Annotated in this window: 13 protein-coding genes and 1 pseudogene; 4 read left to right on the top strand and 10 right to left on the bottom strand. The window is 65.8% G+C overall.

The window, feature by feature from the left end:
• Positions 1 to 146: 146 nt before the first annotated feature.
• The 7 genes and pseudogenes from ABXG85_RS12710 to ABXG85_RS12680 all read right to left on the bottom strand — a co-directional run bounded on the left by ABXG85_RS12710 (position 147) and on the right by ABXG85_RS12680 (position 6,031).
• Positions 147 to 587, bottom strand: coding sequence for a PIN-like domain-containing protein (locus ABXG85_RS12710; protein WP_353513975.1), 441 nt, complete (start codon positions 585 to 587; stop codon positions 147 to 149).
• Positions 584 to 1,303 (bottom strand): DUF433 domain-containing protein, encoded by a 720-nt coding sequence (locus tag ABXG85_RS12705; protein WP_353513974.1) that lies wholly within the window; start codon positions 1,301 to 1,303, stop codon positions 584 to 586. Before ABXG85_RS12705 ends, ABXG85_RS12710 begins: the two co-directional genes overlap by 4 nt.
• A 29-nt stretch (positions 1,304 to 1,332) precedes the next feature.
• Positions 1,333 to 1,806 (bottom strand): annotated as a pseudogene (locus ABXG85_RS12700) (hypothetical protein); the annotation flags it as partial.
• Positions 1,807 to 2,256: 450 nt separating this feature from the next.
• Positions 2,257 to 3,414 carry an RNA-guided endonuclease InsQ/TnpB family protein gene (locus ABXG85_RS12695; RefSeq protein ID WP_353513973.1) on the bottom strand — a complete coding sequence of 386 codons (1,158 nt, stop codon included), beginning with the start codon at positions 3,412 to 3,414 and terminating at the stop codon, positions 2,257 to 2,259.
• Between the two features lie 42 nt (positions 3,415 to 3,456).
• A complete protein-coding gene (locus ABXG85_RS12690; protein ID WP_353513972.1) occupies positions 3,457 to 4,182 on the bottom strand; it encodes a hypothetical protein in 726 nt (241 codons plus the stop codon).
• 99 nt (positions 4,183 to 4,281) lie between these two features.
• Positions 4,282 to 5,262: a tyrosine-type recombinase/integrase gene (locus ABXG85_RS12685; protein ID WP_353513971.1), complete on the bottom strand. Its 981-nt coding sequence runs from the start codon at positions 5,260 to 5,262 to the stop codon at positions 4,282 to 4,284.
• 403 nt (positions 5,263 to 5,665) lie between these two features.
• A complete protein-coding gene (locus ABXG85_RS12680) occupies positions 5,666 to 6,031 on the bottom strand; it encodes a DUF6788 family protein (protein WP_353513970.1) in 366 nt (121 codons plus the stop codon).
• 75 nt (positions 6,032 to 6,106) lie between these two features.
• On the opposite strand from ABXG85_RS12680, the gene ABXG85_RS12675 reads away from it, so the two are divergent.
• Positions 6,107 to 6,622 (top strand): hypothetical protein, encoded by a 516-nt coding sequence (locus ABXG85_RS12675; RefSeq protein ID WP_353513969.1) that lies wholly within the window; start codon positions 6,107 to 6,109, stop codon positions 6,620 to 6,622.
• Positions 6,623 to 7,067: 445 nt separating this feature from the next.
• Here the strand turns inward: ABXG85_RS12675 and ABXG85_RS12670 are convergent, their stop codons facing one another.
• A complete protein-coding gene (locus ABXG85_RS12670) occupies positions 7,068 to 7,301 on the bottom strand; it encodes a hypothetical protein (RefSeq protein ID WP_353513968.1) in 234 nt (77 codons plus the stop codon).
• Between the two features lie 220 nt (positions 7,302 to 7,521).
• Here ABXG85_RS12670 and ABXG85_RS12665 point away from each other — a divergent pair, with 220 nt between their 5' ends.
• Genes ABXG85_RS12665 through ABXG85_RS12655 form a run of 3 tightly spaced genes read left to right on the top strand, consistent with a single transcriptional unit; the run spans position 7,522 to position 10,969 of the window.
• Positions 7,522 to 8,526 (top strand): tetratricopeptide repeat protein, encoded by a 1,005-nt coding sequence (locus tag ABXG85_RS12665; protein ID WP_353513967.1) that lies wholly within the window; start codon positions 7,522 to 7,524, stop codon positions 8,524 to 8,526.
• Positions 8,527 to 8,543: 17 nt separating this feature from the next.
• The gene (locus ABXG85_RS12660; protein WP_353513966.1) at positions 8,544 to 10,262 is read left to right on the top strand and encodes an HTTM domain-containing protein; all 1,719 of its coding nucleotides are present in this window, start codon (positions 8,544 to 8,546) and stop codon (positions 10,260 to 10,262) included.
• Complete coding sequence (locus tag ABXG85_RS12655; protein ID WP_353513965.1) at positions 10,253 to 10,969, top strand: hypothetical protein; 717 nt, start codon at positions 10,253 to 10,255, stop codon at positions 10,967 to 10,969. Before ABXG85_RS12660 ends, ABXG85_RS12655 begins: the two co-directional genes overlap by 10 nt.
• Here ABXG85_RS12655 and ABXG85_RS12650 read toward each other — a convergent pair.
• Complete coding sequence (locus ABXG85_RS12650; RefSeq protein ID WP_353513964.1) at positions 10,956 to 12,347, bottom strand: CAP domain-containing protein; 1,392 nt, start codon at positions 12,345 to 12,347, stop codon at positions 10,956 to 10,958. The genes ABXG85_RS12655 and ABXG85_RS12650 overlap by 14 nt on opposite strands.
• A 416-nt stretch (positions 12,348 to 12,763) precedes the next feature.
• Positions 12,764 to 13,357 carry a choice-of-anchor U domain-containing protein gene (locus ABXG85_RS12645; RefSeq protein ID WP_353513976.1) on the bottom strand — a complete coding sequence of 198 codons (594 nt, stop codon included), beginning with the start codon at positions 13,355 to 13,357 and terminating at the stop codon, positions 12,764 to 12,766.
• Positions 13,358 to 13,479: the final 122 nt, after the last annotated feature.

Here is a 13,479-nt window from a genome sequence, read left to right as displayed (position 1 = left end):
CGTCTCCCGCACCGCTTCCCTCAGCAAGATTCGCAAGGTATCCTGGTCCACGGGGCACCTCCTCGTGCTAAGGTGTGCCCCCCTATTAAACACGGACCCTTACACATAAATCCTTACACGACCTTCCCACCTACTGCCTCCCTGGGCTAGAGGCTAAGGAGAACCAAACGATGACGTTTGCTTCCTCGCTTCTCCGGGTTCACATGGAAGCGAGCCACGAAAGGGGGTGGAGTGCGTTGCAAGAAGCGAAGAACGTTTCCCTGGGCCTCGGTAAACTCTTTGGCTAACGCAAGAAGCCAGTCAGGACCCGCTTTCTTGGGTTGTGTGAAGAGGATGACCTTGGCTCCATGCAGGTGAAGGGAGGCCTTTTCCCCCGGGCGATAGCGGATCCGAGCGTCCAGCGTGAGGATGACCCATCCCTGAGCACACACCTGGGGAATCCAGATCTCATCTGGGGTGTCGGGTTGGAAGAGCTCATCGTGCGCCTTCACGAGAAGTCCTAGTTCCCTGAGGCGGTGGGGAAACTTTTTACCCAGGTTGCGGTCGCAAAAGTAGACAGGTCCTTCAGAAGAGAGACCGGAGGTCATGCTGCCTGCGCATCGGTCCCTAAACCCTCAAACACCAGGGCTTCCTTGACCTCTTCCTCCTGGAGGCCGTAGTCTGCGGCAATCTCCTCCAGGCTCTCGCCGGCGTTGAAGCGCAGGGCAATGACCGAGGTTTTCACCCCACGTACGTTGGGGGCCCCGAAAGCGACCCTGGGGTCTAGGACTACCCGCTCGCTCCGAAGGCGGGCACCTACGGCGGGATGGAAACGAAGGGGAAGGCCCTTTTCGTCCCTTTCCACCCGGGAGAGGTAGCTTTCCAACACCTCTTGGAGGGCTAACTGTCCGGTTCGGGTAAGGGCGAGAAGCTCCGTTCCCTGCTTGAGAAAGACGTCACCCAGGCCTGCTTCTAGATCCAGGAGAAGCGGGCGGGGTTGGCCCAAAACCGTTTTGGCATACTCCACCATGGAGCGGATCCGGCGCATGGGGATACGGTGTTTCTGGCGCAAGGCCGCCAGAACGTTGGCTTCCACCAGGTTAAAGAAGGAAAGGTAAGGCTGGCTCCCGGGTGTCTCGATAAGGGGCGAAGCGAAACCGGGGCGTTCCCTCTTCGGGTAACGCCGACCGCGAACCCAGGAGCGTAGGGTTGCTTCCGACAGACCCAGGTATCGCGCTGCCTCTCGGATGGGGTAAAGGGGACGATCCCTGGGATCGAGGTCCAGGAGGGCAGCGTAGTCCCGGGCTGTCTTGTGCGTTCCCACGTGGGTTAGTTTAACCCAAGCGGGCTTGCCTAGTAAATTGCCTTGTACCCCGGCGGGGGAGGGAGAAGGGAAAGGAGAGAGATCACAAGCCTCAAGGGCGCACGAAACCGGCACACCCCAGGGCCCCACACCTCCCGCCCCCACGCCCGCAATCCCTCTCGCACCTCGCCCCCGCCCCGCAACCGGATCTGGGGACAAAGCCCCAGCTCCGCCACCCTTTCCCACACCCCCTGCCCGTCAAACCCCGTGTCCGCCAGCAACCTTCCCCCACGGGGACGAAACCTCCCCAAGGCCCAAGCCCCCAGGACAGGGTCCGGCGCGTACTCCGCCCCCACACTCCCCCCAAAGGGCCAGAGGAGCTTCCTCCCCCGCTCCGACCGCACCAGGGCCAGGAGCCGGCTATGCCCCCGCGCCCGCCGCGCCTCCGCCCCCCGGCGGTACCGCAGAATTTGGTCCTTGCTCCGGTAGCCCAGGCCGGTGGTGTCCATGAGGTAAAAGGGGGGTCAGGGTCTTGGGGCGGGAGGTGAGCCTCCACCTCCTGGGCCAGGCGAAGGCGGTGGGTGAGGACCTCCTTGGGGCTTGGCTCTCGTCGGGGAAAGCCGCGCTTGCCCAGGGCTCTAGGATGGATGACTCGGGGTGGAGTTTGCAAGGCAAGCCCCCACGTCCTTGACGTGCTAGGGGGGTCAATGGTAGCCTCTTTTTAGGGACTGGGACCGGGCAACGCCCGGTCCTAGTACGTTTATTTGCCCCTCAAAGAGAGGGGCTCTCCCTTAATCGTTTGGCCACCTCCTCGTTTGCCGACCGCTCTGCCAGGAGACGAGGGTATATCCATGTTTCGTAAGCTTCTACCAGGTCTTTGCGGGCGGACGCCAGGGGTAACTTCCCCCGCGCTACCCGTAGCGCATGGCCGTACACGTGACGACTCCTCGGACTGAAGTCCGAGGCTTCTCGGTTTAGGTTGGGGAGAAAGCCTCAACCATCCCCGAAGGCCCCGTCCAGGCCTTAGCCAGGATGTTCCGCGCGGCGGCCACATCCCGGTGCAGGAGAGTCCCACAAGCGGGGCAGGTGAACTCCCTGACCCACAGGGGTCTCTTCTCCCTGTGGCCGCATTTGGGACAATCCTGGCTCGTGTGTTTGGGGTCTACCCCGATGACCCGCCTACCAGCTAGAACACTACCGCCTACGCGGTGAGCCGCCGCTTTGTAGGCGAGGATTCGGAGAAACTGGGCCCAGCCCGCATCCAAGACTCCCTTGGCAAGAGGCGAGCGGGACAGGCCCTGGATGTTCAGGTCCTCGTGAACGATGGTCCCATAGCGGTTGACCAGGCTCCTCGCGACTGTGTGGTGAAAATTGAGCCGTTGCCTGGCTATCTTCCTGTGGAGTTTTGCTAGCTCTTCCCTGATCTTCCAGTATCGGCGACTACCCCGCTTCTTGCGGGATAGTTCCCTTTGCTTCCTGGCTATCCTTTCTTGCGTCCTCTGGTAGTGCCTGGGAGCTTCTACCTTCTCCCCCTCGGAAGTGACCAGGAAGTGGGGGTTGGTGCCCAAGTCTATGCCAATGGCTTCGGTGCTTTGGGGAAGCGGTTTGGGCTCCACCTCGCATATGAAGACGATGTACCACGCTTTCCCCTCCCGCTTGACGGTGGCGGTCTTCAGTTTCCCCTCCAGGGGTCGGTGCATCTTGACCTTCACCGAGCCGACGCCGTGGATAAGAACCCGCTTCCCCCCTTCCTGGAGCTTGACCCCGGTGGCGTAGGCCTGGGGGAAGGTGAAGGAGTCGTAGCGCCCCTTTCCCTTGAAGCGGGGGTAGCCCGCCTTCCCGTTTTTGGCTTTGAGCCGGCGGAAGAAGCCTTGAAAGGCCCTCTCTACCCTTTGGAGGACATCCTGAAGGACTTGGGAGTGGACGCGCTTGTACTCCGGCAAGTTGGCTCGTATCTCTGGGAGCCACCGCGTTTGCTCGGAGAAGGACACGCTTCTCTTCGCCTTCTTGTAGGCCTCTCTCCTCTCCTGCAAGGCGGCGTTGTAGAGGTGGCGGCAGAGGTCTAGGGTGCGCTCCAGGTCCTTGGCCTGGGGCTGGGTGGGGTAGAGGCGGTACTTGAAGGCTTTGCGCATCCCCGTCCTCCACGTAGGATAGCGCGCTTTTCGCTTATCCCGCTACCCGCTCCTTCGGAGCGCGTGGGGGTTCATGGATCCCCGGTTTGAAAACCGGGGCATTATGGCCCCCACACCCCCTTTTCTGTAAGCGGGAAAGTCGGCCACGGCGGTCATGAGATGTTCCTTGCTCACGGCCGAGGGAACGCCCAGTAGGGGAAAGTCTCCCCAGCTTGAGCGGAGCTTTGCGAAAACCCTTCCCAGGAGAGGGACATCTTGAGGGGAGGACCGGCTTTCAACGAAGAGGAAGCCGTACCCCTTGTTGGCGCGAAGCTGGCTCGCCACCTCCTCCAGGAGCTGGGCGAAGAGGGCCTCACGCAGGTACAAGAGCCCCTCCTTGGAAAGGCGCCCTTTTCCAAGGAGGCCAGCAAGGGCACCCTTGTCCAGGTGAACGGCCACGAATCCCTCCGCTCCTTGGGCCACCAAGCGGGTGATCTTGAGGAAGCTCTCCACGGCTTGTCCTACCCCCAAGCGGCCGCCGGAGGTGGGGTTGCGGTACAACCCCGCGCGCTGGTACAGCTCCACCGCATGCAACGGGGCGAGGTGCTTCAGGCCAAGCTGGATGGCCAGTCCGGCGGCCACCTCCCGCAGGCTCGCTTCCAAGGCAAGGTAGGGGGAACCGGCCTGAACGAAGGTGGCGAAGAGGACGTAGAAGGGCTGTTGGGGGGAGGTCAAGTCACCCCCTGTTTCCCCGTGCTCGTCCACATAGATGGCGTAAACGGGCTCCACCGCGCGAGGCTAACACCCGCCACGGGTGATCCAAGAAGCTTCCCTATGGGGGCAGAGGGTTTTCGGTTCTCGACTCCTGATCCCCCGCTTCCCGTTCTCCTACCCCTCCCCCCACCCGGGCAGGAGGAGGCTCCGCATCCCGGTCCAGTAGGCCACCTTCTCCTTGGGGTGGCCGGCCTTGAGGAAGTTGCGGATGGCCCGCCAGCGCAGGCGGTGGAGGAGGTCCCCCTTCTTCCCCGGCTTCTCCTTGTGGCCCACCCCGGTGAAGCGGGCCAACTCCTTGAGGAGCCACTTGGCCTCGTCATGGGAGAGGGGCTTTCCCTTGCCCTTCCTGGGCCCGGGGGAGAGGAGGAGGTTGGGGTAGGGGAGGGGCTGGTGGCTGGCCAGGTAGTCCCGGAGGGGAAGCCACTCCTGAAGCGCCTCCTTGGCCAAGGGGGAGAGGGGAACCTCCCTGAGCCTCTCCCCCCGCACCAAGAGCCTCTCCCCCTGGAGGTCCGCCCGCCACAGGCCCACCATCTCCTTGGCGCTGAGCCCCACCTCCCCCGCCAGGACCAGGAGGACCTTGAGGAGGGGCCGCCAGTAGGCGGGGGTGTACTCCTCCACCTTGGCCCAAAGCTCGGCCCACTCCGCCTCGGAGAGGGGCCTGCGGCTTTGGGCGTAAGGGGCGAAACGGGGGGGATACTCCACGTGGGGGGGCATGGGATGCCCCGCCCACTCCAGGAAACGGAGGAAGTGGCCGATGGCCCCACGGGAGCGCTCCACGGTGTTCCAGGTCAAGGGCCCCTTGGTGCTCCCGGGATGGCCGTGCTCCTTGATCCAAAGGAGATAGGCCCGGATGTCCCCCGCCTCCAGGTGGGGCCACCTCCGCCCCTGCATCGCCAGCCAACGCAGGAAGGGGACCACCAGGGCGGGGACGTGGCGGTCGGGCTTCCTGCGGGTGCGCACCAGGAAGGCCCACACCCCTTCCGCCAAGACCCCCTCGTCCCACCGCTCCAGGGCGTCCCCCACCACCCGCCTGCGCTCCTCCGGGTAGTCCCAGAGCTCCAACCCCAACCGCTCCTCAGCCATCCTCCCTTCCATATTACTGCCCACCCCCTCCAACCGCAATCCCCTAAACCTTTCCACCTCGCACCCATACCCTTTACCTTACCCCCTTCTTCGCTCCATTCCCCTCCCCACCGCAACCTCGCCCCACGGACAGAGGGCGTTCCTTCTTCGCTTAAAGGAGGGAGGCGTTGGCGGGTGAGGGGTAAAATAACGGAGGGAGTATGTGAGAGAAGAACGAAACTCCTCTTCCTTCCCCCTAGATGCCTAAATGCCCCCCAAGCCCTCCTCTACCGGGCAAAACCTCGGTCTTGAATGGGGCTGAGGAGGTCTCGGGCCACGCCTTCTCCCTCGAGGGCGGGGCCGTCTCGCCCTTCATGCGCCATCCGCGGGTGCAAGTGAAGGTAAGGCCTCGGCCCCTCGGTCCTGGAGCCTCGCCTCATTCCCCCCTAAGGATGGCCTCCGCCTTTCTGAGCCGCTCCCGGAGCTCCACCTTGCGCCTGAGAAGGGCGTGGTAGCGGGCGAGAAGGTGGCGGTAGTGCCCAGCGGGGATGAACCCCTCAGGGGGCGTCCAGTTCTTCCCCAGGTACTGCCAGCGCCACTTTCCCCCCTTCTTCACCCGCAGGTAGGGATAGGGGCCGTGGGGGCAACGGCGGCACCCCTCCTTGCCGCAGGGCACGGAGCGCCAGTGGACGGGGAGGGGGATCAGGGCCTCGAGCTCTTGCCGCATCTCCTGGAGGCGGGCCTCGAGGGTGTCCAGCTCGCGGGTCAAAGCGTGGGCCAGGTCGGCCAGGGAGGTCTGCACGGGACTATCTTAGCGACAAGATTGACGAAACAACGATGTTGTATGTAAGCACACTACCCCAAGGGAAAGCTAACTGTGGCCGAGAAAGGCGGGAAGGCCCTGGTGGCGGTGGGGCTCTCGGCGGCGGGGGAGAGCAACCGGACCCTCACCGCCCGCTTCCCCGTGGGCGCAAAGGGGGGAGCAGGTGGGGTCGTTGCCTGTGGCTCCACGCCTGACCCTGGGGCGGGAACAGGCGTGGTGACGGTGGTGGTCAACCCGGAGCCGCCGGGCGGGGGAGACGTCACCCTGGGAGCCACGAGCTACACCCGGAACTTCCGCGCCACCTCGACGTTCACGGACGTGCCCGTCGGGCCCATCCAGGTTCAGGCCAAGGACGTGTGGACGGATGACCTCACCGCCTGGGCGCCTAACCCCTACACCTGGTCGGGCGCGCTCTACGCCTTTTACCCTGTGACGGTCAGGGTGAGCTACAGCATCGTTCCCGGAACCATCGTCTTTTCGGCGGGGGGGGGTTCCCCTCCGATGGGGTGGCCACGGTCTCCGCCGGGGGCTACTCGGCCTCCCTCGGCGGCGGCCAGAGCCAGAGCGTGAGCGCCCTCCCCGGCGTCTACGCCACCTCCGCCTCCTCGGAGGTGGCGGTGTCCCGCTTGGGAAGCGGCGTGAGCTGGACCGAGGTCTACACCCTGCAGGGCGTTTCCCCCGCCCAGGCGACCGTCCGCTCCTACGGGACCTCGAGCGTGTCCGCCTCGTACTCGGGCCCCCTGCCGGGGACCCTCTGCTACGACGGCGACTGCCGCACGGTGGCCCCGGGGGCGTACACGGCGCCAGGGGAGTCGGTGGTCCGCACCTGGACGCAAAACACCGCCGGGTCCTGTCCTCCTGGCTACGACGGGCAGCGCGTCTACGTCGAGTACTGGCGGCAGGTCAAGTACTGGTCGCCCTCTGTGGTGGGGGTGTCCAGCCGGGGCACGGGCCAGTTCACAAGCAACACTCGGGATGAGATGTACGACAGGCGACTCGTCAACGACACGTGCTCTTACACGGGGCCGCCCGAGCCGCCTGAGCCGCCTAGCTCTTCTTCGGGTTCCTCTGCCGCTAGCCCTACCTCCGGCTCCACCAACCTTACCGGCACCACTAATACTGACCCCACTAACCCAACTGGCTTCACGAGCTCCACCTCTAGCGACACCACCTCTACCGACACCACCACCTCTACCGACACCACCACCTCTACCGACACCACCTCTAGCGGCACTACCTCTACTGACATCTCCACCTCCACCGGATTTAGCGACTCTGACTCCGGAATTAATGTGGATATGCGCGTTAACCCAGGTGGCCCTAACCCGATTTATTTGAGCGAAAGACCCGCGCCAAAAGAGAAATTGTCAGCGCTCTCTCGCTTTAAGCTCCCCTGGGATGGAGGCGCCATCAGTTTGTTCTAGCAAAGGACCCTCATGTAAGCGGGTAGAATGCTTTCGGGTGATAGCATGAAGCGTTCCTGGATCGCTGCGGCGCTCGTTCTGGCGGCTCCTCTGGCCCTGGCCCTCTCCCCTCAGGAGGGATGGGACCTGGTGGCCAAGGTGGAAGCGGGGGATCAAAGCGCTTATTCCCGCCTTGTGTCCCTGTACCAGTCTGGCGACGCCGAGGCGGGGGTCGCCTTGGGAATGCTCTACTTCAACGGTGTCGCTTACCCCCGCGACCTGGAAAAGGCGTTGCGGTACTTCGAGTGGGCTTACACCAAGGGGAGCGGCTGGGCCGCTTGGGCGCTCGCGTTTTTCTACGCCAATGGCTTTGGGGTGCAGAGAGACCTTGCCAAAGCCCTCGCCTACACGCGGGAAGGCGTTCAGAGGGGTTACCCCGGCGCTAAGGCCCTGTACAGTATGCTCCTAATCGCTGGGAGCGCTGGCGTCAAGCGGGATGTGGCCGAGGGGGTTCGCCTGATCAAGGAAGCCGCGGCCACCGAGGATCCTGTGGCCCTCAACGTCGCCGCTCGCTACCTCGCCTTCGCCAACCTCCCTGACCTGCCCCGGAACCCCAAGCAGGCGCGGGAGTACTGGGAGAAGGCGGCGGCCAAGGGGTATCTCCTCGCTAAGGGTTTCCTCGCCTACGATCTCTTCTTTGGCCTTGGGGGTCCCCCAGACCAGCGGCGCGCCCTGGAATTGGCGAAACCCCTTGTAGGGTTCGACCCCACCTCCACAACGGTTTGGGCCACCGCCCTGTACTTCGGCCAGGGGGGCGTGGGGCAGAACCGCCCCGAAGCGTGCCGTCTGTCTAAGGATGTCGTCGCGCAACAATCGGGGGCGGCCGCCATCTACGGTCTGTGCATCCTGGAAGGCGTTGTCCCTGGGGAGCGGGCCCTGGGCTTCGCCTACCTCCTCTGGGGGGCGGCGTTGCAACACCCCATGGCGCAAAGCCTCGTTGCCGAGTGGCAGAAGCGCCTGACCCCCGAGGAAGTCAACCGGGCTAAGGAACTCCTCAAGAACCTGCCGTGACCCATATGCGCCCAGGGGTGAGGTTCTTCTGGGGGTTCTTCGCCCTCTCCCCCCTGGGCCTCACCCTTTTTCGCCTCGTCCTCGGGGGGACCCTCTTCGCCGACTGGCTCACCCTGGCCCGCTGGTACGAAGCCTTCTTTAGCGATAAGGGTCTCTTCTTCGGGCACGAGGTCCTGGAGGTGAACGGGGTCAGGGTGCCCCTCTTCTTCGGGGCCGAAGCCTGGAACCTTCTCCTCTTCGGCCTCATCGGGGTCCTGGCCCTTCTCTTTTTTGTGGGTTGGCGTCCCCGCTTCACCGCGCTTCTCCTCGCCCTTCTCCTTCTGGGATTGCAGGACCGAAACCCCTGGGTGTGGAACACGGGCCACGTCCTTATCCCCGTCTTCCTGCTCCTCGGGGCCCTGCTTCCCCTGGAAGCGGGCTACGGCCTGGCCCGCTTTCTCCTTAAGGAAGAGGTGCCCGAGCGCCTTTTCACCCCCACCCTCCTGCCCCTCCTGGTCCTCCTCTTCGCCGCCTACTTCACCAACTCCCTGGCCAAGGACCTGGACGTCTACTGGCTCCAGGGGAAGGGGCTTTGGGGGGCGGTGGAGTCCAGCCACGGCACGCCCCTGGGGATCGAGTTCGTCCACCGCTACCCTGATCTCGCCGTTTTTCTCTCCCGCCTCACGTTCTTGCTGCAGGCGGGCGGGGCTTTCCTCCTGGTGGCGCCTTTCTGGCCCCTGAGGCTTCTCGGGATCCTCGGCTTCCTCGGCTTCCACCTGTTCACCCGCCTCTTCCTGGACGTGGGCAACTTCCCCTGGGTCATGGCCGCCGCCCTTCTCCTCCTCCTGCCCCCCGAGGTGGGGATTTGGCTCAGCGCCCGCCTGCGCCGGGGTTTGCCCCGGGCGGTGGTTCACTACGACGGGGGTTGCGGCTTCTGCCGCCGGGTGAGCGAGGTGTTGCGGAGAGCTTTCCTGGCGGAGGCGGAGGTCCGGCCTGCGGAGGGCAGGGTACAGGAGCTCCTGGAGGCGGAGCGGAGCTGGGTAGTGGAGGTGGAGGGGAGGCTACACACCCAGGGCTTTGGCTTCTTCGCCCTCCTTCTGGCTTCCCCCTTCCGTCCCCTCGCCTGGCTGTGGAAGGTACCAGGCTTCCCCCGGCTCGCCAACCTCGCCTACCGCTGGGTGGCGGACAGGCGCCCCTCTCTGGAAGCCACCCGCCGCCTTCTCCCCACCTCCTCCTTCCGGCCCCACACCCCCCTCACCCTGGCCCTGGCGGTGGTCCTCGCCCTGGCCTACGGGTCCTACGCCCTGAAGGGGCCCTGGGCGTACGGGCAAGCGCCCGCTTGGCTCACCTCGGGCCTGGACACCCTGGGGCTCGCCGTGGGCTGGGGGCACTTCGCCCCGACCCCCCCTGCCCGGCACGAGTGGCCCCTGGCCCTCGGGGTGACCCTCTCCGGGGCGCAGGTAGACCCCTGGCGCTGGCTGGTGGCGGGAAACCCCGCCTACGAGGAAGCGGCGCCACGGTACTCCATCGAGCGGTCCGGCCTGGAGCACTGGCGGAAGGTGTGGTGGGGCGCGTGGAGGGAGAGCGACGCCAACGCCCTGCGGCGCAAGGGGCTCGCCCGCTACCTCTGCCGCGCCTGGAACGAAGCCCACAAGGGACCGGACCTCCTGGTGTCCGTAACCCTCTACCTCGCTAGGGTCTACCCGGGAGATAGGGAACTCCGAAAAGAACTCCTGGAGCACTACCTATGCATGTAGCGAGAAGGGTCCTTCTGGTCCTCGGTTTTTTGGTCCTGGCCTTGGCCGTCCTCCTCACGGGCTTTATCCTCTCCGTCGCCAGCCACCCGGGTCCCGGCCTCCCCGAGTGGAAGCTGGGGCGCGCGCTCGCCCCTTTCCCCCTCCCGGTGGCGGAGCTCGTTTGCGGCCGAGCGGGGGGACCCCTCCTTTGCCTAAGGGGCTACTACCGGGAGCGGCTGAAGGGGCCCGTGGTGGGAAACCCCGCCCGCCCCTGCCAGGGGCTCACGGGGCTCGCCGCCCGGGCCTGCTCCGAGGTGACGGGGCTCCGCTTGGTGGAGGGGGGCGTGTCCCGCCCCCTCGCCGTCTGCGAGAGCCTTCCCGATCCCCTGGCCTGCGCCCGCTACGTGGGCCGGGGGGCCTTCGTCCGGGGAGGCTTTGAAAAGGGAGGGGAAGGGAGCGCCGCCCAGGTTTGCGCTCAAGGCAAGGGAGAGGTTCTGGCCAACTGCCGGGTGGGGGCGGCCATGGAGGCGGTGGAGCGGGTGGGGAAGCCCATCCTGCGGGCGGCGGAAGCCTTCTGCCTTCCCTACAACCAGGACCTATGCTGGTGGGGCGTTCTCTCCGCCCTGGCCGCTCGCTACAGGAACCGCCCCCAGGAAGCCTTGGACGCCTGTAGCCTCCTGAGCCCCCTGGGAGCGGGGCGGTGCGCCTTGGCCTTTAAGGCTCGTTGAGGGGCACCATCTCCCTGTCCACCTGGAACTGCCAGGTCCAGCTCCTCTCCTGGTCCCCCACCCGGGCCCGGATGTAGACCTCGTAGGCGTACCCGGGGGTGAGGGGCTGGTGGGGAAGCACCACCACGGCGCCGTAGCCCTTCAATCCCGCAATGCCCCTATTCCGCCAGAACTCCCGGTCCTCCCAGTACTGCAGGCTCCCGTAGGCGCACACGGGGTTCGCCTGCCCGTCGGAAAGGCGCTTGAGCCGGGCTTCCAGCACCTCCGTGTCCCGCTGGGCGAAGGTCATCACCGTGACGGGGAAGCCGATGGGGGTGACCACCCTCCCCGCGCCGTCGTCCCATGTCAAGCCCTCCTGGGTCAGGTAGGGCCGCCTGGGGGGCGCGCTGGGGTTTGTGCAGGGGTAGGTGGGGTTGGGGTTTTCCCTGCCCGCGTAGCGGTTGAGGGGCACGCGCATCCCCGGGGTGGGGAAGAGCACGTCCCGGATGGGGCGGTCGCTGGTCCAGGGGGAAAGGTTGGGAAGGTTGGCGTAGCTCCGCCCGTAACCGTCCCCGGATCCCGGGATAGGACCCACGTCCCGGTAGATGCCGTGGCCCAGGGTCATCTCCCAGGGGTAGACCAGGGGGAAGCGGTGGAAGGGAGCGGTGATCCACCAGTTCACGGACTGCTCCTCGGGGGGGAACCTGGGCTGGCCATTCCAGCGGTAGAGAAACCCCCACTCGTTACCCCTCGCTGCCTCTTTCCCCTCCAGGGTGGCGAAGGGCTGGGAGAGGTCCTCGTCGTGGGGGAGGTTGTCGGGGTAGTTCTGGATGGCGTAGCGGCTGTGTAGCCACCCCCGCCAGCTCCACTCGAGATCCTCCCTGACCCCAGGGAGCCCCGCCCTTTGCCGCCAGTCGGCGAGGGCCTCGAGGGCGGGGCGCCCTCGAGGGTCCCGGATCTTCAGGTAGAAGGGCGCTACCCACTCGTTCCCCTCGGCGTCCCGCACCTGGATCTCGTACTTGTAGGGCCCCTGGGGCAGGGCGTCCGCCGCCACCTGAAAGAGGAGGTCCACCCGGGGGTTAGCCCCGTCCAGGGTGTAGGTGCCCGTGGGGTGGGTGACCCCGGGGTAGCGGCTGGCGTCCCAGCCCGGGCAGTTCGCCGTGCTCTTGGCGCAGGGGTCCGCCAGGGCTACCCGCACCTCCACCCGCTTCGCCGTGTCCTGGAGGGTGAGGGTCAGGGTGTGGCTCCCGCCCGGGTCCACGGGGACGGAGGCGTCCGTGGGGGCGGAGAGGGCCACGGGGTTGGGCTTGGGAGGGGAGAAGAGGGTGTTGCAGGCGGAGAGGAGCCCGGCCAGGGCCAGGGCGAGCAAGGCTATAAGAAGGGTTTCCTTTCGCACCATCTCGCTCACATTCTAGAACAGGTGGTGGTTGCCTCGTCCTAAACCCCATCCCTTAGTCACCACCAAAAAAGGACACCCGGTAGACTCCCACAAGCGTTAGCCCCTATTGATGAAGTTTGGTCCCCGATCCTCCTCGAGGCCACCCTTCCACGGCAAGCCCATGCAGGGGGAAGAAGTCTGCTGGGGGGGAAACACCACCCCTTCCCAGAGTGGGGCGTTTTTGGCCCTTCCAACCCATGTCCTTTTCCAAATAAGTGAGGAGGTCAAGAGGGGTTTGTTCGCGAAAGCTCTCTTTCGCGAACAAACACCCCGCCCAGGCCGGAGCCCCCCGGCCAGGGGAGGCACCGGGGCGCCCGGGGGAGGGGCGGGCCCCCGGCGGAAACCCCAGGGCATCGCCCCCAGGAGTGCCCCAAGGCTTAGTGGGGAGGGGGAGAAACCAGGATGATGCCCCACTCCCCCACCGCCACAAAGCGGTCGGCCCCATAGGTGACGTTATTGAAAGGTGCGGAAACGGCCGCCCGTCTATCTCCGGCCACGGGAGTGCCACCGTTACCCCCACCGCCCTGCGCCTGCACCGCGAGGGTCAGGGTGGCGGTCCTATCCGGCTGCCCCTGGGCCCGCCCCTTGAGGGTCAGACTGTACTGCCCCGCGGGCACCTGCGCCCCCACCTGCAGGGTCAAGGTGCTGCTGTTCCCCGCGGCGGGGTTCGGGTTGAAGGCCCAGGCGATCTTGTCCGGAGCCGGGCTCGTGGCCAGGGGCGCGTTCCCCTCCAGGGAGAGGGTAACCGCCCCCGTGAAGTTCTGCCGGACAACGGCGACCTCCACCTGTCCCTGGCCCCCTTGAACCAAGGTGAAGGCGCTTTGGGCAGGCTGGAGGGTGTAGTTACCCTGGACCACCCCCAGGGCCACGGGGTCCCGCACCTCCCCGTTGGCCTGCCCGTCCACGTCCAGCTCTCCCCCGTCCCGCACCTGGAAGGTGGCGGTGCGCCCCTGGAGCTGGGCTCCCTGGATCCGACATTCCGCACCCCTCTCCCTTGGCCTTAGGATTTTGGGATGGAAACCACACCCAACCTACAGGTGTACGACCTGGGCCACCTGGGCCTGGTGGCCAGCATCCTGGATCAGATAGGACT

Origin of the sequence: Thermus sp. LT1-2-5, from assembly GCF_040363165.1 — a bacterium.
Taxonomy (GTDB): Bacteria; Deinococcota; Deinococci; order Deinococcales; family Thermaceae; genus Thermus.
This window is presented reverse-complemented; position numbering and strand designations above follow the sequence as displayed.